Consider the following 20,191-nt stretch of genomic DNA (forward strand, 5'->3'; position numbering starts at 1 on the left):
TGATATCCATTACTTAATCGCTTCCTTGATCTTTTTCGTGGTCTTATCTCGCTCAGAACTTAAACGCTCATATTCCTCCGTACTACCTACAATGTAGTTAGCGAGCTTTCGCTGCCCTGTACCTGCAGGTATTAGGTGACCCACGATAACGTTCTCCTTCAAGCCGAGTAGCTCATCTCGCTTACCGCGAATTGCTGCCTCACTTAGAACCTTCGTCGTCTCTTGGAAGGACGCCGCCGAAATAAAACTCTCCGTACCTAAGGAGGCCGCCGTAATACCTTGTAAAGTCGGCTTAGATACCGCAGTCTCCGCATCCCGAACCTGAACAAGCTTCATGTCACGACGCTTCAAGCTGGAGTTTTCATCTCTTAATCTTCTGGCAGTAATGATCATTCCTGGCTTTAATGTAGAACTATCCCCAGCATCCATCACTACCTTTTTATCTAATATCGTGTCATTCTCCTCACGGAAAGCCCACTTATCTACGATCTGACCCTGTAAGAATCCTGTGTCACCCGCATCCAGTATCTCTACCTTCTGCATCATTTGACTCACGATCACTTCGATGTGTTTATCGTTAATTTTTACACCTTGTAAACGATAAACCTCTTGAATTTCATTCACAAGGTACTCTTGAACGGCCGTTGGCCCTTTAATCGACAAGATGTCATTAGGCGTAATCGCTCCATCGGATAAAGGTTCACCCGCACGGATAAAGTCATTTTCCTGAACGAGAATATGCTTGGATAGCGAAACCATGTAACGCTTACGAACACCATCGCGCGATTCAATGAAGATTTCTCTATTTCCACGCTTAATCCCTCCGTAGGTGACCACACCGTCGATTTCAGAAACGACAGCTGGGTTACTAGGATTACGCGCCTCGAAGAGTTCCGTCACACGAGGTAGACCCCCAGTAATATCACGTGTCTTACCTACTGAACGTGGAATCTTCACAAGAATCTGTCCCGCACGTACCTTTTCACCTGCCTCGACGGCTAAGTGAGCGCCTACAGGAATGTTATAGGCTTTGGTTTCATCACCATAATTGACCACTACGGCCGGGTTCTTCGTCTTATCTTTCGTGTCGATAATTACTTTCTCCCTGTGTCCGGTTTGATCATCGACCACTTCCTTAAAGGTGATCCCTTCGATGATGGAATCAAAGTCTACCTCGCCATCAAACTCAGATAGAATGACAGCATTATACGGATCCCAAGTACACAAAGAGTCTCCCTTCTTAATGGCTTGACCATCCTGAACGTTTAACACTGCACCGTAAGGAACGTGATTCGACACCAATGTTTTCCCCGTTTTAGGGTCATTGATTAAAATCTCGCCAGAGCGCCCCATGACGATAGCCACGGGCTCATTGTCCTTGTTGGTCGTATTTATCCAACGAAGCTCCTCTTCAAACTCGATCACACCATCAAACTTCGCATTAATGGAAGCTTCCACCGAGATGTTAGATGCCGTACCCCCTACGTGGAATGTACGTAGGGTAAGCTGTGTACCCGGCTCACCGATAGACTGTGCTGCGATTACGCCGACAGACTCACCGCTTTGAACCATCTTCCCTGTAGAAAGATTTCGACCATAGCACTTGGCACAAACACCACGACGCGTTTCACAAGTAAGAACGGAACGAATTTCTACCTCATCTATGGCCGACTCGTCTACCATTTTGGCGATATCATCCGTAATCTCTACGCCAGCAGGAACGATTAACTGCTCAGTTATAGGATCGTAAACATCATGTACAGATACTCTACCTAAAATACGCTCAGAAAGTGGCTCTACGATCTCATCGTTATCCTTTAACGCTGAAACCACGAGGCCGCGAAGTGTACCACAATCTTCCTCAGATACAATCATATCCTGCGCCACATCGACTAATCGACGTGTTAGATACCCTGCATCCGCAGTCTTAAGTGCTGTATCCGCGAGACCCTTACGCGCACCGTGCGTAGAGATAAAGTACTCCAAGACATCCAAACCTTCCTTAAAGTTAGAAAGGATTGGGTTTTCAATAATTTCTCCTACGGAGCCTTGTAAATTCTTTTGAGGTTTGGCCATCAGACCACGCATACCCCCTAGCTGACGAATCTGCTCACGAGATCCCCGTGCACCAGAGTGCATCATCATGTAGATAGCGTTAAAGCCCTGCTTGTCCTCCTCCATTTGACGCATTAGAATATTCGTCAAATTAGAATTCGTACGCGTCCATATATCAATTACCTGGTTGTAACGCTCATTATCGGTAATTAAACCCATAAGATAGTTACTTGTCACCTGGTTTACCTCTTCTTTTGCCTTGCTTGTCAGCACCTCTTTCTCTTCCGGGATAATAACATCGTTAAGTCCCATCGAAAGACCACCTGAATAGGCCATTTTAAAACCGAGGTCTTTTATGTCGTCTAAGAAATGTGCTGTTCGCGCAATACCACAAATTTTAACAACTTCCGCGATAATTTGCTGCAACTTCTTCTTGGTCAACAACTCGTTCACATAGCCCACTTCCTCGGGAACGAACTGGTTAAAAATAAGTCTACCGGCTACAGTATCGATGATTTTCTCTTCTAAACTGCCATCCTCATGACGCACCTTAACCTTACATTTTACATGAGCATGCTTACTGATTCTACCTTCGTTTAAGGCGATAATTACCTCTTCTTCCCCATAGAAAACCATACCCTCTCCAGCCACAGGCTCCTCAGGAGTAGACTTACGTCCTTTCGTCACGTAGTATAAACCTAAAACCATGTCTTGGGAAGGTACCGTAATCGGAGCACCGTTCGCAGGGTTTAGAATATTATGCGACGAAAGCATGAGCGTAGAAGCTTCCAAAATGGCTTCATGACCTAATGGAACGTGAACCGCCATCTGGTCACCATCGAAGTCAGCGTTAAAAGCAGTACACACTAGCGGGTGTAACTGAATCGCTTTCCCTTCGATAAGCTTCGGCTGGAAGGCCTGAATACCTAATCGGTGCAGTGTAGGGGCACGGTTTAGAAGCACCGGGTGCCCTTTTATCACATTCTCGAGTATGTCCCAAACGACAGGATCCTTGCGGTCTACAATTTTCTTAGCCGATTTCACCGTTTTCACAATGCCACGCTCGATCAGCTTACGAATAATAAACGGCTTGAAAAGCTCTGCCGCCATATTCTTGGGTAAACCACACTCGTGTAACTTTAGCTCAGGGCCTACTACGATAACAGATCGTCCGGAATAATCCACACGCTTACCCAGTAGGTTCTGACGGAAACGACCTTGCTTCCCTTTTAACATATCCGAAAGCGATTTCAGCGCACGATTACCATCCGCACGTACTGCATTCACCTTTCGTGAGTTATCGAACAAGGAATCTACCGCCTCCTGAAGCATACGCTTCTCATTTCGCAAGATCACCTCCGGAGCCTTAATATCGATAAGACGCTTCAAACGGTTATTACGAATGATTACACGTCGATATAAATCGTTAAGATCCGAAGTCGCAAATCGACCACCGTCCAAAGGAACTAATGGACGTAATTCCGGTGGAATAACCGGAACCATACGAACGATCATCCACTCCGGTCGATTCTCAATACGCGTACGCGCATCACGGAAGGCCTCTACTACTTTCAAACGCTTAAGTGCTTCCGCCTTACGCTGCTGAGAAGTATCTGTAGCAGCCTGGTGACGTAAGCTGTAGGATAAATCATCTAAATCTAAACGGGATAGTAGCATTTCAAGCGCTTCTGCACCCATCTTAGCGATAAACTTATTCGGATCATCATCTTCTAATGCATGATTCTCCTTTGGAAGCTTATCCATGATATCTAAATACTCATCCTCCGTTAAGAAGTCTAAGTACTGAAGACCATCCTCGCCTTTAATTCCCGCCTGTACGACCACATAGCGTTCATAATAAACAATCTGGTCTAATTTTTTGGTCGGTAGACCAAGTAAATAGCCTATCTTATTGGGTAAAGATTTAAAGTACCAAATATGAGCTACTGGAACCACTAACTCGATGTGGCCCATACGCTCACGACGTACTTTCTTCTCCGTCACTTCAACACCGCACCGGTCGCAGATAATACCCTTGTACCGAATACGCTTATATTTACCACAATGACACTCCCAATCTTTCACAGGTCCGAAGATACGCTCACAGAATAGTCCACCCATCTCAGGCTTATACGTTCTGTAGTTAATCGTCTCCGGCTGCGTTACTTCACCATGTGAGCTATCCAGAATAGATTCTGGAGAAGCCAAACTAATAGTGACTCTGGAAAAGTCGTTGTTTAGTTTTTTATTTTTTCTGAACGCCATAGTCGTTGAAGTATATGTTTAGGGCCTTTCGGCCCAATTTAAGTATTAGTCAAGGGTGATTTCTAACGCGAGGCCACGAAGCTCGTGTACCAAAACATTAAAGGATTCAGGAATGTTCGGCTTCGGTAAATTATCCCCTTTTACGATCGCTTCATATGCTTTCGCTCGGCCGATAACATCATCCGACTTCACCGTCAGGATTTCCTGAAGTACATGGGAAGCACCAAATGCCTCTAACGCCCACACTTCCATCTCCCCAAATCGCTGTCCACCAAACTGCGCCTTACCACCCAGCGGCTGCTGCGTAATAAGTGAGTAAGGGCCGATAGAACGCGCGTGCATCTTGTCATCTACGAGGTGTCCAAGTTTCAGCATGTAGGTGATCCCCACCGTTACAGGTTGATCGAAACGCTGACCCGTTAAACCATCGTACAAGTAAGTTCTACCATAAGCCGGTAAGCCCGCTTCTTCTAGTTCAGCAGATACTTCCTCAAGAGTAGCACCATCAAAAATAGGAGTAGCATACTTCTTACCTAATTTAGAACCTGCCCACGCTAATACCGTCTCAAATATCTGACCGATATTCATTCGAGAAGGTACACCAAGCGGATTTAATACGATATCCATTGGGGTGCCATCCTCAAGGAACGGCATATCCTCATCACGGACGATTCTAGCCACGATACCTTTGTTACCGTGACGACCCGCCATCTTATCTCCTACTTTAAGCTTACGCTTTTTCGCTACATACACTTTCGCTAGTTGAACAATACCCGCAGGTAACTCGTCCCCAACCTCAAGTGTAAACTTTTCACGCTTAAAGCGACCAGAAATTTCATTACGCGCATTTACATAATTCTTGACCAATTGCTTAATCAAACCATTTACATGCTCGTCCTCTGTCCAATCATCCAGGATAATATCTGCAATTAAATTCGCCTCCTCTTGAACATTATAGTTACTCTCATCGCGATAAGGGTTTTTCGCTGGGAATAAGTTGTTCTCGATGTTTTGGTAATTAAACTTCACTCCCTTACTGATAATCTCATCGCCGAACTTATGCTTGACACCCTGAGAGGTTAGCCCCTCTAAAAGGGTAACAAGCTTGTTGATCATGCGTGCACGAATGCCTAAAAGATCCTTCGCATACTTAGACTTTAGCCTTTCTACCTCTGCTTTCGCCTTGGCACGTAAATCTTTATCTTTCTTCGGACGAGAGAATAATTTCGTGCCGATAACCACTCCATTTAGCGAGGGAGAAGCCTTCAAAGAAGCGTCTTTTACATCTCCTGCTTTATCACCGAAAATCGCACGGAGTAATTTTTCTTCTGGGGTCGGGTCTGTCTCACCCTTCGGTGTAATCTTACCGATAATAATGTCACCTTCCTTGATTTCAGCTCCTACGCGAATGATACCGTTTTCATCGAGGTTTTTAACTGCCTCCTCTGATACGTTAGGAATTTCAGAAGTTAACTCCTCCTCACCACGCTTAGTGTCACGAACTTCTAACTGGAACTCCTCTACGTGAATAGACGTAAAGATATCCTCACGCACAACCCGCTCAGAAATTACAATCGCATCCTCAAAGTTGTATCCCTGCCAAGGCATGTAGGCCACACGTAGGTTTTTACCTAAAGCAAGTTCGCCTTGATTTGTAGAATACCCTTCTACTAAAACTTGACCCTTTACTACACGCTGACCCTTAAGCACAAGTGGAGTCAGATTAATGGTTGTATCCTGGTTTGTTCTACGGAACTTAATGAGATCATACGTTTTGAACTCATCCGTGAAATTCACGAGTAACTCATCATCACTCAAGTCATACTTGATCGTTATCTTACGAGCATCTACCGCAGCTACTTCTCCATCCGCTTCTGCGATAATCAAAGAGCGTGAATCGATTGCCGCTTTAGCTTCAAGACCAGTACCCACAATGGGAGCCTCTGCTTTCAACAAAGGTACCGCCTGACGCTGCATGTTAGAGCCCATAAGCGCTCTGTTCGCATCATCATGCTCCAAGAATGGAATTAAAGAAGCAGCTACAGAAACAATCTGGTTCGGAGCCACATCCATATAACTAATTTCATTTGGCTCTAACACTGGGAAGTCCCCTTCGTAGCGGGCCTTAACACGCTCATTGACGAATTTACCGTCCTCTGAAAGGGGCGCATTTGCTTGCGCAATGTTATTATTATCTTCCTCTTCCGCTGTCAAAAATACGATATCGGCTGGATCCATACTTACCTGGCCATCACGAACCTTACGATAAGGCGTTTCCAAGAAGCCCATCCCATTCACTTTTGCGTGAACGCAAAGTGAGGATATCAAACCAATGTTAGGACCTTCCGGCGTTTCAATGGTACATAGACGTCCGTAGTGCGTGTAGTGCACATCTCGAACCTCAAAACCTGCACGTTCACGAGAAAGACCTCCGGGACCTAAAGCAGACAACCTCCTTTTATGCGTCAGCTCAGCAAGTGGATTGGTTTGATCCATGAACTGAGAAAGCTGATTGGTACCAAAGAAAGAGTTAATAACAGAAGATAATGTTCTGGCATTAATCAAGTCTACAGGCTTGAAGTCCTCATTGTCTCGGACATTCATACGCTCCCGAATGGTACGCGCCATACGGGCTAGGCCCACGCCGAACTGGCTATATAACTGCTCACCTACCGTTCTTACACGACGATTAGAAAGGTGATCAATATCATCCACGACTGCCTTGGAGTTAATCAAGCCAATCAGATATTTAACGATACTGATAATATCTTCAGTCGTTAAAACAATTTTTTCATGATCGATATCTAAACCAAGCTTTTTATTGATTCGGTAACGACCCACTTCTCCTAAATCATAACGCTTGTCTGAGAAAAACAGCCCGTGAATAACCTCTCGAGCGGTAGATTCATCCGGCGCCTCTGTATTACGAAGTTGGCGGTAAATTACCTCTACAGCTTCCTTCTCAGAATTCGAATTATCTTTCTGAAGTGTATTATAGATAATCGAGTAATCTGCAATGTTTACGTCTTCACGGTGCAAAATAATGGATTTCGCTCCTGAGTCTACGATTAACTCGATGTCCTCCTCTGTTAAAATGCTATCGCGCTCTAGAAGCACTTCATTCCTATCGATAGAAACTACCTCACCTGTATCCTCATCTACGAAGTCTTCCACCCATGTGCGGAGCACACGAGCCGCCAATTTACGTCCAGCTACCTCTTTTAATGCCGATTTAGTCGCTGCCACTTCTTCCGATAGACCGAAAAGATCTAAAATTTGCTTATCCGAACCGAATCCGATAGCGCGCAGGAGCGTGGTGACAGGAAATTTCTTTTTACGATCGATATATGCATACATGACATTGTTAATGTCTGTTGCAAATTCGATCCAACTACCTTTAAAAGGAATAATTCGAGCAGAATATAACTTGGTGCCGTTCGTATGCTTACTCTGCGCGAAGAATACGCCCGGAGAACGGTGAAGCTGAGAAACGATCACACGCTCTGCCCCATTGATCACAAAGGAGCCTTTTTCCGTCATGTAAGGAAGATTTCCTAAGAAAACCTCCTGCTCGATAGTTTCAAAATCCTCATTGTCCTCATCTGAACAAAGCAAGCGAAGCTTTGCCTTAAGAGGCACCGAATACGTCAGTCCGCGATCGATACACTCGGCGACGCTGTATTTAGGTGGATCTACTGCATAGTCAATAAATTCAAGGGTGAAGTTTTCACGAGAATCCGAAATCGGGAAGTTCTCAGAAAACACCTTGAAAAGTCCATCCTGTCTGCGTCGCTCCGCAGGAGTATCCAACTGAAAAAAATCTTTAAACGATTGGAGCTGAATATCTAAGAAGTCAGGATAGTCTTTGACTACCTTAATAGATGAGAAACTTTTCCTTCCGGTTTGATTCTGGATAGCCAAGGCAGTATATATTTTTAGTTATAATATTTAGATAAAAGCGACAATTTTCGCTTTAAATAGTGCAATTTTTTTCCTGAGCACAAACAGGAAAAGACCTGACTAAACAGTCAGGTCTAATCTCACATACCCATACCAAACGGCAGAGTATGCAAGCAATTACTTAATCTCTACTTCAGCACCAGCCTCTTCTAAAGACTTCTTGAGGCCTTCAGCTTCATCCTTAGCTACACCTTCTTTAAGCGCCTTAGGAGCACCGTCTACTAGTTCTTTTGCTTCCTTAAGACCAAGACCAGTAAGTTCTTTCACAAGCTTAACTACAGCAAGTTTAGAAGCACCAGCAGCCTTCAAAATAACATCAAAAGAAGTTTTCTCTTCTTCAGCAGCAGCAGCTCCAGCGCCAGCCACCATAACAGGGGCAGCAGCAGCAGCAGGCTCGATGCCATATTGATCTTTAAGGATATCAGTTAGGTCTTTTACCTCTTTAACAGTCAAGTTCACTAACTGCTCAGCAAGTTGATTTAAATCCGCCATTGTATTAAAATTTTAAATTTTTCTTAAACTAAATAAATTGATAATGATTATGATTCTTTTTCAGAAAGCGTTTTAAGAACACCAGTAAGGTTATTCGCACCAGACTGAAGCGCACCCATAACATTTTGCATCGGCGAGCCGAGAAGATGCATAACGTCCGCGATAAGTTCGTTCTTAGATTTAAGAGCAGCAAGCATCTCCAAGTTCTCATCTCCGACGAATACATCGCTATCGATAGAAGCCCCTTTAAATACAGGCCGAGTCTCTTTTTTACCTAATTTCTTTCTGAAATCAAGAATTACTTTCGCAGGAAGATTTCCAATCTCCTTTGAAAAAACAATTCCTGAAAAACCTTTAAGGGACTTGTCTACTAACTCTGTATAGTCCGCATCTAGATTTTCTAAAGCCTTTTTGATGATCGTGTTTTTGTATACTTTATACTCAACACCTTTCTCAAAACAAGCTTTTCTGAAAGCATTTACTTGAGCAACCGTGAAACCACCAGCGTTCGTGATGTAGAAGTAAGGGTTTTCTTGGAATTTCTCAGTAAGACTTTCGATTTGTATTTTCTTTTCGTCTCTAGTCATGATTAAATACCTTGAATACTACCTTTGTCTACTTTCACACCCGGTGACATTGTACTCGACAAGTGGATGCTTCTAAAATATGTTCCTTTAGATGAAGATGGCTTCAGTTTAGAGATGGTAGCGATCAGTTCCTTCACATTATCCTGAATTTTTTCAGGGCTGAAAGAAACTTTACCTACACTCGCGTGAATGATACCAAACTTATCTACTTTGAAATCGATCTTACCCGCCTTCACTTCTTTTACAGCTTTCGCTACATCTAAAGTTACGGTACCAGATTTTGGGTTAGGCATTAAGCCACGAGGACCTAATACACGACCTAGACGACCTACTTTAGCCATTACATTTGGCATCGTGATGATCACGTCTATGTCTGTCCAACCGCCTTCGATTTTTGCTATATAGTCATCAAGACCTACGAAGTCAGCACCTGCTGCCTTCGCTTCTTCTTCCTTATCAGGTGTACAAAGAACTAAGACGCGCACGTCTTTTCCTGTACCGTGAGGAAGCGCTACCACACCTCTCACCATCTGATCAGCCTTACGCGGATCTACGCCCAAACGGACATCTACATCCACAGAAGCATCAAACTTCACATTCGTGATCTCTTTCACGATGGAAGAAGCTTCCTCAAGGGAGTACAGTTGGCTTGGGTCGTACTTAGAAAGAGCTTCTTTTTGCTTTTTTGTTAACTTAGCCATAATGTTTATTTTATTCCTCCCATGGGGCTTTACCAGATACAGTGATACCCATGCTTCGTGCAGTTCCCGCGATCATCTTCATCGCAGGCTCCACCTGGAAAGCATTCAGGTCAGGCATTTTCAACTCAGCAATCTCCTTTACTTGATCCCAAGTAACAGAGCCCACTTTCTTACGATTAGGCTCAGAAGAACCCCCCTTAATTTTAGCTGCCTCGATTAATAAGTTAGCCGCAGGAGGAGTCTTCACGACAAAGTCAAATGACTTGTCCGAATAAACCGTAATCACAACAGGTAACACGGTGCCCATTTTATCTTGGGTACGCGCATTAAACTGCTTACAGAACTCCATGATGTTCAAACCCTTGGAACCAAGAGCTGGACCTACTGGAGGAGAAGGATTTGCCTGGCCGCCTTTCACCTGTAATTTCACATAACCAGTGATTTCCTTAGCCATTGTCCTAATCTTGTTTTTCTACTTGTATAAAGTTTAATTCTACAGGAGTATTTCGACCGAAAATCTTAACCATAACATTAAGCTTTTTCTTGTCTTCAAATATCTCCTCAATTGTCCCGGAAAAACCACTGAAAGGACCATCCATTACTTTAATGACCTCTCCGACTATAAATGGTGAATCCTGATTCTCTGCGAACTCATCAATCTCCTCAACGCGTCCTAAGATGCGATTGACTTCCGACTGACGTAATGGCTCAGGGGTTTTGGAAGCTCCCCCTTGGTTCGACCCTAAGAATCCGATAACTCCCGGTATGCTTGTAATTACGTGATTTGCCTCACCGTGACTGAGATCCGCATGAACTAAAACATAGCCCGGAAAAAAGTTTCTCTCCCGAACTCGTTTTTTATCGTTTCGCATCTCATAAACCTTCTCAGTAGGTACCAAAACCTCGGGAATAAAGTCCTCTAGCTTCTGGCGAGCAATTTCATTATCTAAGTAAGACTTAGCTTTCTTCTCTTGCCCGGCTACCACCCTGAGCACGTACCACTTATGTTCAGCCATCCGTAATGTTATCTCTGATTAAAATAAATCGTAAAACCACGACATCACATTCTCGAAGCCTAAATCCATCACACCGATGAGCAGGGCAAAAATCAAAGACGCTACCAGTACCAATACCGCACTGTTCTGAAGAAATGCATAATCAGGCCAAGTGACCTTATTCTTCATCTCGTCTATGGATTCGATTACAAAACTTTTGATATTCATGATACGAAATTTTGCACGGGCAGAGAGATTCGAACTCCCATCAACGGTTTTGGAGACCGCTATTCTACCATTGAACTATGCCCGTGGATAAATTTTATTTCTATGGGACTGCAAAAGTACACCGAAAAGAAATAAGAAACAAATGCGATCCTAAAAAGTTTTAGGATCGCATCGTTATTTTATAAATAGACCAGATATTAGTCTAAGATCTCAGTTACCTGACCAGCACCTACAGTTCTACCACCCTCACGGATAGCGAAACGCAGACCCTTCTCAAGAGCAACAGCATTAATTAGGGTCACCTCAATCGTGATGTTATCACCAGGCATAACCATTTCAACACCCTCAGGAAGCTTAATCTCACCCGTAACATCAGTTGTTCTTAAGTAGAACTGCGGACGGTATCTGTTGAAGAATGGCGTGTGACGACCACCTTCTTCTTTCTAAAGAACGTACACCTCAGCATTGAAGTGTGCATGTGGCTTCACAGAACCTGGCTTACAGATAATCATACCACGCTTGATCTGAGACTTCTCAATACCTCTAAGAAGTAGACCTACGTTATCACCAGCCTCACCTCTGTCAAGGATCTTACGGAACATCTCCACACCAGTTACTGTAGACTTTAAGCCTTCAGCACCCATACCGATAATATCTACTGGCTCACCAGAGTTAATTACACCTCTTTCAATTCTACCCGTAGCTACAGTACCACGACCTGTGATCGAGAATACATCTTCTACCGGCATCAAGAAATCTTTATCGATTAGACGCTCAGGAAGTGGAATGTGGTTATCTACCGCATCCATTAATTCCATAATTTTCTCTTCCCACTTGTCATCACCGTTCAAGCCACCAAGTGCCGAACCAGCAATTACAGGAATGTTATCTCCGTCGAACTCATAGAAAGAAAGAAGTTCTCTAACTTCCATCTCTACTAGCTCTAAAAGCTCAGGATCATCCACCATGTCCACCTTGTTCAAGAAAACCACTAGCGCAGGTACACCTACCTGACGCGCTAAAAGGATGTGCTCTCTTGTTTGAGGCATAGGACCATCTGTAGCCGCTACCACAAGAATAGCGCCGTCCATCTGGGCAGCACCCGTAACCATGTTCTTCACATAATCCGCGTGACCAGGACAGTCTACGTGCGCGTAGTGTCTTGCTTCAGTTTGGTACTCTACGTGAGACGTGTTAATCGTGATACCTCTTTCTTTTTCTTCTGGAGCATTGTCGATAGAAGAGAAATCTCTTAATTCAGAAAGACCCTTCTTAGCCAATACTGTAGTAATGGCAGCAGTCAAAGTAGTCTTACCATGGTCTACGTGACCAATCGTACCAATGTTTACGTGTGGTTTGGAACGGTCAAAGGTTGCTTTTGCCATGCGTGAAAATCCCCTGTTTTAGTTAATGATAGTTTTTTTTTGTTTACTTACAATGTTAGAGCCAACGACGGGATTTGAACCCGTGACCCCTTCCTTACCAAGGAAGTACTCTACCCCTGAGCTACGTCGGCTAATCACATTACCCTTTGCTATAAAAGCAATGAGCGGGAGACGAGGCTCGAACCCGCGACCTGCAGCTTGGAAGGCTGCCGCTCTACCAACTGAGCTACTCCCGCTTTTGCGACCCTAAGGCCGATACTCAAATGCTTTGCAATATTAATAAAAATATTCGAATTCTACGTGGGGGAAACAGGATTCGAACCTGTGAAGACATAAGTCAACGGATTTACAGTCCGTCCCAGTTGGCCGCTTTGGTATTCCCCCTATTGTCTTGACTAAAACGCGTTTGTTTTATTGATGTCTTAACGGATGGCAAAATTAGAGGCTTTTTCGAAAGTATCAAAATATTGCACAAAAAAAATTGTGAAATCTCTAAAGTACTTTGACTATCAAGAGCTTAAATTTTAGCCCCTCCCCTGCCACCTTTCGCCACAACCCTAAGCATCCTCAAACATCCCTAAAAAGAAAGCCATGTACTGACGCGCCACCGGATCTTCCTCCGACTCGAAAATCTTCTTTAAGGCCCCCATCACCTCTTCATCGTCTACGAATCCAAATAAACTCTGAAAGGCCGTTAAACGAATATAATTTGCCTGATGGGTCCCCGCTAAGGCCAGTAAACGCTCCTTTGCCGACGCCTGCTCCTGCTCAGTCCCTAGCCCTTTAGCGAAATACTCCCCCACATAGCCGATGATGTAATACAAGTTTTGACCCGAAAAGCGGGAAAGGTGCGCTAAAAACCAAGCGCCCTGATCCTCAGCTGATGTCTCGATGTAATAGCCCGCCACCGCCGTGACCATTCGGATGTTCGTTTCTTCACGATAACGCTGCGCCAAAGTCGATCTATCCGCTGTTTCATCTTCTAACAAGGCCGTTAAGGCCGCCGCCGCTACATAATAGCTCTCCTCATCTAACCAGTCCTCTAGCTCCAAGCGGTAAGCTTCTAATTGGGCTCTGCCCAAAAGCTCTATCGCCGCAGCTCGCACCGTATTTCGCTCATCTCCTGCTGCCAGTTCCGCTACACGCTGAGAAAGCGCTGGAGCTAAAGCTAACAGATCCGGCTCCTGGTACAGCGCCCCCAAAGCTTTCTCCCGAATTCCCCAAAAAGGGTCTTCTAAAGCCTCTACCATCACGCGCAGCCGAAGTCCTTCCTCTCCTCGCTGCATGAGGGTATCGAAAGCAGCATGCCGCGCTACACCATAATGGCTCTGTCGAAACTGGGTCTCATAATGCGCTAGCGGCAGCATAGCACTTTTTTCCGCTAATAAGACGTGGCGCTCATCCACATAAATAGCCTCCACACCCGGGCCATTCTCTAAGGCTACCTGAAAAAAGCCCTCCTGAAGCTCTACTTGCCGGCTCTCGCGTACACCCTCTCGGTACCAGCTCACCTCTAAAGGAAGTCGATAAAGCGGGGTACTCCCCAAGTCTTGGACCTGTTCCACCTGTAATAAAACGTTATCGGGATCCGAATCATCTAAGGTTATCCGCAGCTCCGGATGGCCGCTGGCAAAAAACCATTGATCGAAAAACCAACTCAAATCCCGGCCCGTCACCTCACGAAAAGCCAGACGCAGCTGATCCGCTTCCACCGCTCCATAAGCATGCGCCTTTAAATAATGCTGTAGGGAAGCGAAAAATGCCTCATCCCCAAGGTAATCGCGCAGCATGTGCAAAATCCGCCCACCTTTCGCATAGGAATGGCTATCGAACATGTCCTCAGGATCCGCATAGTGATAGCGAATCAGATCCTTTTGGCCCCCGGCCGCCTCGTCCAAATACTGCTCCATCTCTGCAATGTGATGCAGGTCCGCATCATCCTGGCCCTCTTTATACGCGTACCAGAGGTATTCCGAATAGTTCGCAAAGGCCTCATTTAAGGTCAAATTCGCCCAAGAAGCCGTTGTGACATAATTGCCAAACCACTGATGAAAAAGCTCATGGGCGATAATACCGTCCCACTCACTGTCGATGGCCTCCCGCGCGGTCAGGTTCAGCGCCTCCATAAATACCGAAATCGTCGTATTTTCCATAGCGCCAGACACGAAATCGCGCACCACCACCTGATCATAGCGCTCCCAAGGAAAGGGATGATCGAGAAGATCAGAAAAAAACTGGATCATCTCCGGAGTGCGGCCAAACACGATAGGGGCGCCTTCGGCAAAGGCCGGCTCCACGTAATAGTTCACCTGCTTGCCCTGCCATTCATCCTGAATTTCCACGAAGTCGCCGATCACCACCGCTGCCAGGTAAGGCGCATGAGGCTGCTCCATCCGCCAGCGGTCCACTTGAAGGCCATCCTCGGATTTTTGCTCCACGAGACGGCCGTTACTCAGACTACGCATGCCCATAGGGTAGCGCAGCGTGAAGTCTTGGGTTGTTTTCTGCACGGGGCTGTCGAAAGTAGGGAACCACTTGCTGTTATGCTCGGTCTCTCCCTGCGTCCAGGCTTGGCGCGGCTTATCCGGGTCCTCTCCGCGGGGATTTATAAAATAAAAGCCTTTGGTATCGGTGATGGCCCGGCTTCCGCCACCCGCATTTCGGTTCGGATTAGCCGTGTAGCGCACATGCAGCTGCAGGGTGTCGGTACGGGTGTAGGCCTGCGGCAAAGAGAGGTGCAGGCGCCGCTCGTCATAGCGATATGGGAGAGGGAGCAGGCTATCCCCGCGAAGTAAATTGACAGCATGCAGGTCGAAGTCTTTCGCATCCAGTGTGACCTCCGTCTGTGGAAAAAAATAGGGCCGCAGCGTTAGTACAGCATCGCCATGCACCTGCTCTTGCTCGAAGTCGATCCGTAAATCCAGCTGGGTATGCAGGAGCGCCATTTCCAGCGTCTGGATGCCCCTGTAATTTTGAAGTCGATCTTCGGCATCACGCAGCCGCTCCCTGCGTGTCTGCTGCGCTGCCAGGTCCCTTTGCGCTAGCGCTAAAACCTCCTGATCAGTCACTGGACGCGCTGCTTTTTCGCCAGACTTACAGGCGGCGAAGGAAAGAAAAACCAACAAATATGTAAAGCGAGTATAGATTTTCATGAAGTCGAAAAGAATCATTAGTATATTTAACGCAAAAAACAACCAAATGTACACAGTAAAATTAGATAAGACTAGCCACCAGACTGAAATTACCGCCGAGGGCCTACAGGTAGATGGCACTCTCCTGCAGTGGGACATCACCAAATCCGGTGAGCACCACTACCATGTGCTTTGGAACGGTAAATCCTTTACATTCGAGCTTTTAAACCTAGATATAGAAGCGAAAACCCTACGCCTGAAACTTAATGGCGAGGTGGCGGAAGTATCTGTAAAGGATAAATTTGACCTCCTGCTCGAGAAGCTGGGCATGGGTGCCGGCGCTGACGCGCAAATGAAAGAAATTAAGGCCCCGATGCCGGGATTGATTTTTGATATCAAGGTACAGGCGGGAGATGAAGTGCAAAAGGGCGATCCGGTACTCATCTTGGAGGCCATGAAAATGGAAAATGTGTTGAAGTCCCCCGGATCGGGTAAGGTGAAGGCTGTTTTAATTAAAAAAGGCCAAAGCGTAGAGAAAAATCAGGTGCTGCTCCAATTTTAAGAAAAAAAAGCCCCGTTTCTGCCAGGTAAAATCTATATTTGCCCAATTTATAGATTTTAAATTCTGATCGAAAAACACTTTCAAGGAGATCCTAATCATGAAGTACAAGCGGATATTACTCAAATTAAGCGGAGAATCATTAATGGGCGATAAAAACTACGGGATAGACCCTGTACGCCTACAGCAGTATGCTGAGGAGATTAAAAAGGTACGGGATCTGGGAGTAGAGATCGCGATCGTTATCGGCGGGGGTAATATTTTTCGCGGAGTGCAGGCCGAAAATACGGGTATCGACCGGGTGCAGGGTGATTACATGGGGATGCTGGCTACGCTTATAAATGCCATGGCCCTGCAGAGTGCTTTAGAGCAAAACGGGATGTTTACGCGCCTCATGTCAGGGATAAAAGTGGAAAGTGTCTGCGAGCCCTTTATCCGTCGGCGCGCCATACGTCACCTAGAGAAAAAACGCATCGTGATCTTCGGTGCAGGTATCGGTAACCCTTACTTCACCACAGACTCGACCGCTAGCTTAAGGGCGGTGGAAATCGAAGCAGACGTGGTGCTGAAGGGCACAAGAGTAGATGGTGTCTACACCGCGGATCCGGAAAAAGACAAGACCGCCACCCGCTATGCGACCTTGTCCTTTACCGAAGCCTACGAAAAAAATCTTAACATAATGGATATGACAGCGTTTACGCTTTGTCATGAAAATAATCTACCGATCATCGTCTTCGACATGAATAAGTCCGGTAACTTGGAAGCCCTAGTGAACGGCGAGGAAGTAGGTACTTTAATTACGTCTAATATTTAAGCGATTTTATGGAAGAGATACAACTGCATCTGGATGAAGCCAAGGAAATGATGCAAAAAGCGGTGGAACACACCAAGTCAGAGCTTGTAAAAATCCGTGCCGGGAAGGCCATGCCCAACCTATTAGATGGGGTGATGGTCATGTACTATGGTGCTCCTACTCCGCTGCAGCAAGTTGCCTCCGTGACAACACCCGAAGCGCGTACACTCTCGATCAAGCCCTGGGAGCGAAACATCATTCCGGATATAGAGCGTGCCATTATTAATTCTGACTTGGGGCTCGCGCCCCAAAACAACGGTGAGGTAATCCTGCTAACGCTGCCCCCTCTGACGGAAGAGCGCAGAAAAACGCTCGTGAAGCAGTGTAAGGCGGAGGGCGAAAATGGAAAGGTTAGTATTCGTTCTGTGCGTAAGGACACGAATGAAGCGCTGAAAAAACTCCAGAAAGATGGTGCCTCTGAAGACGAGGTGAAGCGTGCTGAAGATAAGGTCCAAAAGTTAACAGATCAGTTTAGCGCTAAAATCGATGAGCTCATCCAGAAGAAAGAAGAAGAGATCATGACAGTTTAAGTGAGCATTTCCCTTTCTCCATAAAAAAGCTACTCCGAGCCGCTAAGGCCTTCGAGTAGCTTTTTTAGTTCTACCTCCCTGTGGGAAGCTCTCTCAAGTGTTTTTCGCTGGGCTTAGTCAAAAAAAGCGACAAGGCCCCTCTTACGCCAGACAGGCACGTGAAAGGCTACCTAGCGACGGCCCTCCCAGGGGACGTAAACCACTTTTTTAGTCTCAAAAAACTCTTCCTGGAAATAATCTTCTAAATGGTAGGTGATGTAAGAGACCATCACCTCTTCCATTTCCTCATCGACTTCTCCACCTTTCAGGTAAAAAACACCATTGATAAAGTCATGCTTGTCCTCTTTTTTGAATTTTCCTTTTAGCCAGGGATGGAAATTAGCATAACGTGTCACCGCACGGCTGATTACGAAATCATAGCGTCGGACCAGCTGCTCGGCACGTACTTGCTCGGCCTCCACATTCGTCAGCCCCAGCTGTTTAGCGACATCTTTTACTACTTTGATTTTCTTTCCGATTGAATCTACGAGGTGAAAGTGAACCTCTGGAAAAAGAATTGCCAGCGGAATTCCAGGGAACCCGCCACCCGTGCCTACATCGAGGATTTTAGTACCTGGAAGGAAGGGCATCACCTTCGCGATCCCCAGAGAATGAAGCACATGTTTCACGTAGAAATGCTCCATATCCTTTCGGCTGATGACATTAATTTTACTGTTCCAGTCCGCATAAAGCGGACCTAACTGCTCGAACTGGGCGTACTGCTGCTCGCTTAAATCCGGAAAATATTTTTTGATGAGTTCCATAAGTCTGGCTTGGCGCAAAAGAAATAAGAGCACAAAAATACCATTTTCTTTTCACACTAGCAGCCGATCCGAAATTAGGCACTTGAAAAGCTGGCGAGAAATACGCTACCCGCTAATCTTTAGCCGGCTCCTCTACTGCCACCGTTGGCAACTCTTGGTCGGCAGGCCGCTTGCCTTCAGCTGCAAGCACTAGGCCTGTACCTTGCTTTTGCCAGTGCACCTTCCCTAAAAAATGTTCTGCAAGTGCTTTCCCTTTGTCAGCGCCATAGGTAATCGCTGGCATGTAGTGAATACCTCCATAGAGTCTGCTGATCGCCGCCTCATCAGCAGCCTGCCGGAAGGAGTCAAAATTTCGAATCGGCAGGCCGTAAGCCACTTCTGTGGAGTCCACAAAAGCGAAAGGCTCGCCGAAAATCGCTGTTAGCGTCTCTGCTGCGGCATTCGATATCACGCTATGCCCACTGGTGTACTCCGGAAAAGGAGGGGTCTGCAAGAGGGGTAGCCACTCCTCATCAATGTAGCGATTGATATAGGTTTCTGGCCTTATGAGGGCAGAACGGTACTTTTCATCCCAGCAGGCGATGAAGCCATCGAAAAGTGCCACGCCCGTAAGCGCCAAGGCTTCCGCATAGCCTAGCCAGTCCGCTCCAGCCGTTTTAGCAGCGATGGCAGCGATCCCCATCCAGTGTCCTCCTGGGGTGATTTTCTTTTCTGCGAACATCACATGACCCCGAACATTCATCTTATATGGGTTACAATCCCAGAAAAAAGCGATATCACGCTGCTCCGGGCTAAGGTTTTGTGTGATCGTAAAGACCTCCTCCGCATCCCGATAAAATGCCGAACCAGGCTCGGTAGAAAAGGCGGGTGGCGGTGGCACGGGAAATTGATGCGCATGCTCCATAACGAGGGGGCGAATCGTATTCCAGTGCGGCTCGATGCCCTCCATGTAGGCCGGTGGCGTAGGTTGCCAAGTGCCTGGGTCATCACTGATGGCATACTTTTCGAAAGAGCGGCTCTCGTGGTAATTGTCTTTTTTGGCGAAAGCCAAAATATGCGCTGCTACTTCTGACCCGAGTGCCTCGGATGCAGCTATTTCTTTTTTCGTCATTCCCGCATCACGCACATGCTGGAGTAGCTGCGCGTAGTGGTTATCCATCATCTCCTCCGAAAAAATAAGCGCCTTAGCGACTGTGTAATAGGCATGGGCTGCCGCCAAAGGATAGGAAAAGGTCTTATCTTCTGACACTGATACCTGCAGAGCAGGAAAATCATTCAACTGGCCTCCTAAGCTTGCGTAGCGCTCAGGGTCTGCTAGCACGGCTACCTCATACGCAGCCAGGGCCGGATAAACATAAATACGACTCGCTACAGGCGGAGAGAAAATATCATGAATGATCACCTCTGTCAGTTTAAGCTGTGCGGCAACTAAAAACTCTCCCTGCTCTAGATGTGGAATGGGGTTCTGCTCCTTTTGCTCTGTACAGGAGATGCTACCGATAATTCCAAGCAGGAGCACCGAAAACCAAAGCTCGAACCCCCTATTTTTATGCATGCAAAACTTCATATACTACTAGACTTCTATGCGCTGACAGTGGAAACATCCATTCAGCAGTAATTTTCAACCCTAAATCTACTAGATAAACC

14 protein-coding genes, 4 tRNA genes and 1 pseudogene are annotated in these 20,191 nt (G+C 46.1%); 3 read left to right on the forward strand and 16 right to left on the reverse strand.

Translation table 11 applies throughout. The annotated features are described in order from the left end of the window. Nucleotides 1-9 precede the first annotated feature (9 nt). From rpoC to ACXIT9_RS04465, 14 genes and pseudogenes are all read right to left on the reverse strand, one after another. Nucleotides 10-4,320 (reverse strand): DNA-directed RNA polymerase subunit beta', encoded by a 4,311-nt coding sequence (gene rpoC, locus ACXIT9_RS04400; RefSeq protein WP_458055025.1) that lies wholly within the window; start codon nucleotides 4,318-4,320, stop codon nucleotides 10-12. 45 nt (nucleotides 4,321-4,365) lie between these two features. After that, the gene (gene rpoB / locus ACXIT9_RS04405; RefSeq protein ID WP_458055026.1) at nucleotides 4,366-8,241 is read right to left on the reverse strand and encodes a DNA-directed RNA polymerase subunit beta; all 3,876 of its coding nucleotides are present in this window, start codon (nucleotides 8,239-8,241) and stop codon (nucleotides 4,366-4,368) included. A gap of 156 nt (nucleotides 8,242-8,397) precedes the next feature. Continuing rightward, nucleotides 8,398-8,772 carry a 50S ribosomal protein L7/L12 gene (gene rplL / locus ACXIT9_RS04410; protein ID WP_009053168.1) on the reverse strand — a complete coding sequence of 125 codons (375 nt, stop codon included), beginning with the start codon at nucleotides 8,770-8,772 and terminating at the stop codon, nucleotides 8,398-8,400. Between the two features lie 47 nt (nucleotides 8,773-8,819). Further along, entirely contained in the window at nucleotides 8,820-9,359 is a 540-nt protein-coding gene (gene rplJ, locus ACXIT9_RS04415) for a 50S ribosomal protein L10 (RefSeq protein WP_458055027.1), read from the reverse strand. 2 nt (nucleotides 9,360-9,361) lie between these two features. After that, nucleotides 9,362-10,060, reverse strand: a complete 699-nt coding sequence (rplA, locus tag ACXIT9_RS04420) for a 50S ribosomal protein L1 (RefSeq protein WP_458055028.1) — start codon at nucleotides 10,058-10,060, stop codon at nucleotides 9,362-9,364. A gap of 10 nt (nucleotides 10,061-10,070) precedes the next feature. Next, nucleotides 10,071-10,514 carry a 50S ribosomal protein L11 gene (rplK, locus tag ACXIT9_RS04425; RefSeq protein WP_458055029.1) on the reverse strand — a complete coding sequence of 148 codons (444 nt, stop codon included), beginning with the start codon at nucleotides 10,512-10,514 and terminating at the stop codon, nucleotides 10,071-10,073. A 4-nt stretch (nucleotides 10,515-10,518) separates the two neighbouring features. Next, nucleotides 10,519-11,076 carry a transcription termination/antitermination protein NusG gene (gene nusG / locus ACXIT9_RS04430; RefSeq protein WP_458055030.1) on the reverse strand — a complete coding sequence of 186 codons (558 nt, stop codon included), beginning with the start codon at nucleotides 11,074-11,076 and terminating at the stop codon, nucleotides 10,519-10,521. 18 nt (nucleotides 11,077-11,094) lie between these two features. Continuing rightward, a complete protein-coding gene (secE, locus tag ACXIT9_RS04435) occupies nucleotides 11,095-11,283 on the reverse strand; it encodes a preprotein translocase subunit SecE (RefSeq protein WP_009053164.1) in 189 nt (62 codons plus the stop codon). A gap of 14 nt (nucleotides 11,284-11,297) precedes the next feature. After that, nucleotides 11,298-11,368 (reverse strand) — tRNA-Trp (locus ACXIT9_RS04440). A gap of 112 nt (nucleotides 11,369-11,480) precedes the next feature. Beyond that, nucleotides 11,481-12,668 (reverse strand): annotated as a pseudogene (gene tuf, locus ACXIT9_RS04445) (elongation factor Tu). A 59-nt stretch (nucleotides 12,669-12,727) separates the two neighbouring features. Then, nucleotides 12,728-12,799: transfer RNA gene (locus tag ACXIT9_RS04450), tRNA-Thr, on the reverse strand. Nucleotides 12,800-12,831: 32 nt separating this feature from the next. After that, nucleotides 12,832-12,904 (reverse strand) — tRNA-Gly (locus tag ACXIT9_RS04455). Nucleotides 12,905-12,969: 65 nt separating this feature from the next. Beyond that, a tRNA-Tyr gene (locus ACXIT9_RS04460) sits at nucleotides 12,970-13,052 on the reverse strand. 173 nt (nucleotides 13,053-13,225) lie between these two features. Then, nucleotides 13,226-15,820, reverse strand: coding sequence for a M1 family metallopeptidase (locus tag ACXIT9_RS04465; protein WP_458055031.1), 2,595 nt, complete (start codon nucleotides 15,818-15,820; stop codon nucleotides 13,226-13,228). Between the two features lie 46 nt (nucleotides 15,821-15,866). Here ACXIT9_RS04465 and ACXIT9_RS04470 point away from each other — a divergent pair, with 46 nt between their 5' ends. The 3 genes from ACXIT9_RS04470 to frr all read left to right on the forward strand — a co-directional run bounded on the left by ACXIT9_RS04470 (nucleotide 15,867) and on the right by frr (nucleotide 17,741). Next, nucleotides 15,867-16,361: an acetyl-CoA carboxylase biotin carboxyl carrier protein subunit gene (locus tag ACXIT9_RS04470; RefSeq protein WP_458055032.1), complete on the forward strand. Its 495-nt coding sequence runs from the start codon at nucleotides 15,867-15,869 to the stop codon at nucleotides 16,359-16,361. 97 nt (nucleotides 16,362-16,458) lie between these two features. Further along, the gene (pyrH, locus tag ACXIT9_RS04475; protein ID WP_458055033.1) at nucleotides 16,459-17,172 is read left to right on the forward strand and encodes a UMP kinase; all 714 of its coding nucleotides are present in this window, start codon (nucleotides 16,459-16,461) and stop codon (nucleotides 17,170-17,172) included. An 8-nt stretch (nucleotides 17,173-17,180) separates the two neighbouring features. Further along, complete coding sequence (gene frr, locus ACXIT9_RS04480) at nucleotides 17,181-17,741, forward strand: ribosome recycling factor (protein WP_458055034.1); 561 nt, start codon at nucleotides 17,181-17,183, stop codon at nucleotides 17,739-17,741. Between the two features lie 170 nt (nucleotides 17,742-17,911). Here frr and rsmG read toward each other — a convergent pair whose 3' ends face one another. Continuing rightward, nucleotides 17,912-18,544, reverse strand: coding sequence for a 16S rRNA (guanine(527)-N(7))-methyltransferase RsmG (rsmG, locus tag ACXIT9_RS04485; RefSeq protein WP_458055035.1), 633 nt, complete (start codon nucleotides 18,542-18,544; stop codon nucleotides 17,912-17,914). A gap of 112 nt (nucleotides 18,545-18,656) precedes the next feature. Next, the gene (locus ACXIT9_RS04490; RefSeq protein WP_458055036.1) at nucleotides 18,657-20,099 is read right to left on the reverse strand and encodes a vanadium-dependent haloperoxidase; all 1,443 of its coding nucleotides are present in this window, start codon (nucleotides 20,097-20,099) and stop codon (nucleotides 18,657-18,659) included. Between the last annotated feature and the right edge of the window lie 92 nt (nucleotides 20,100-20,191).

Source organism: Nitritalea sp. (assembly GCF_054166705.1).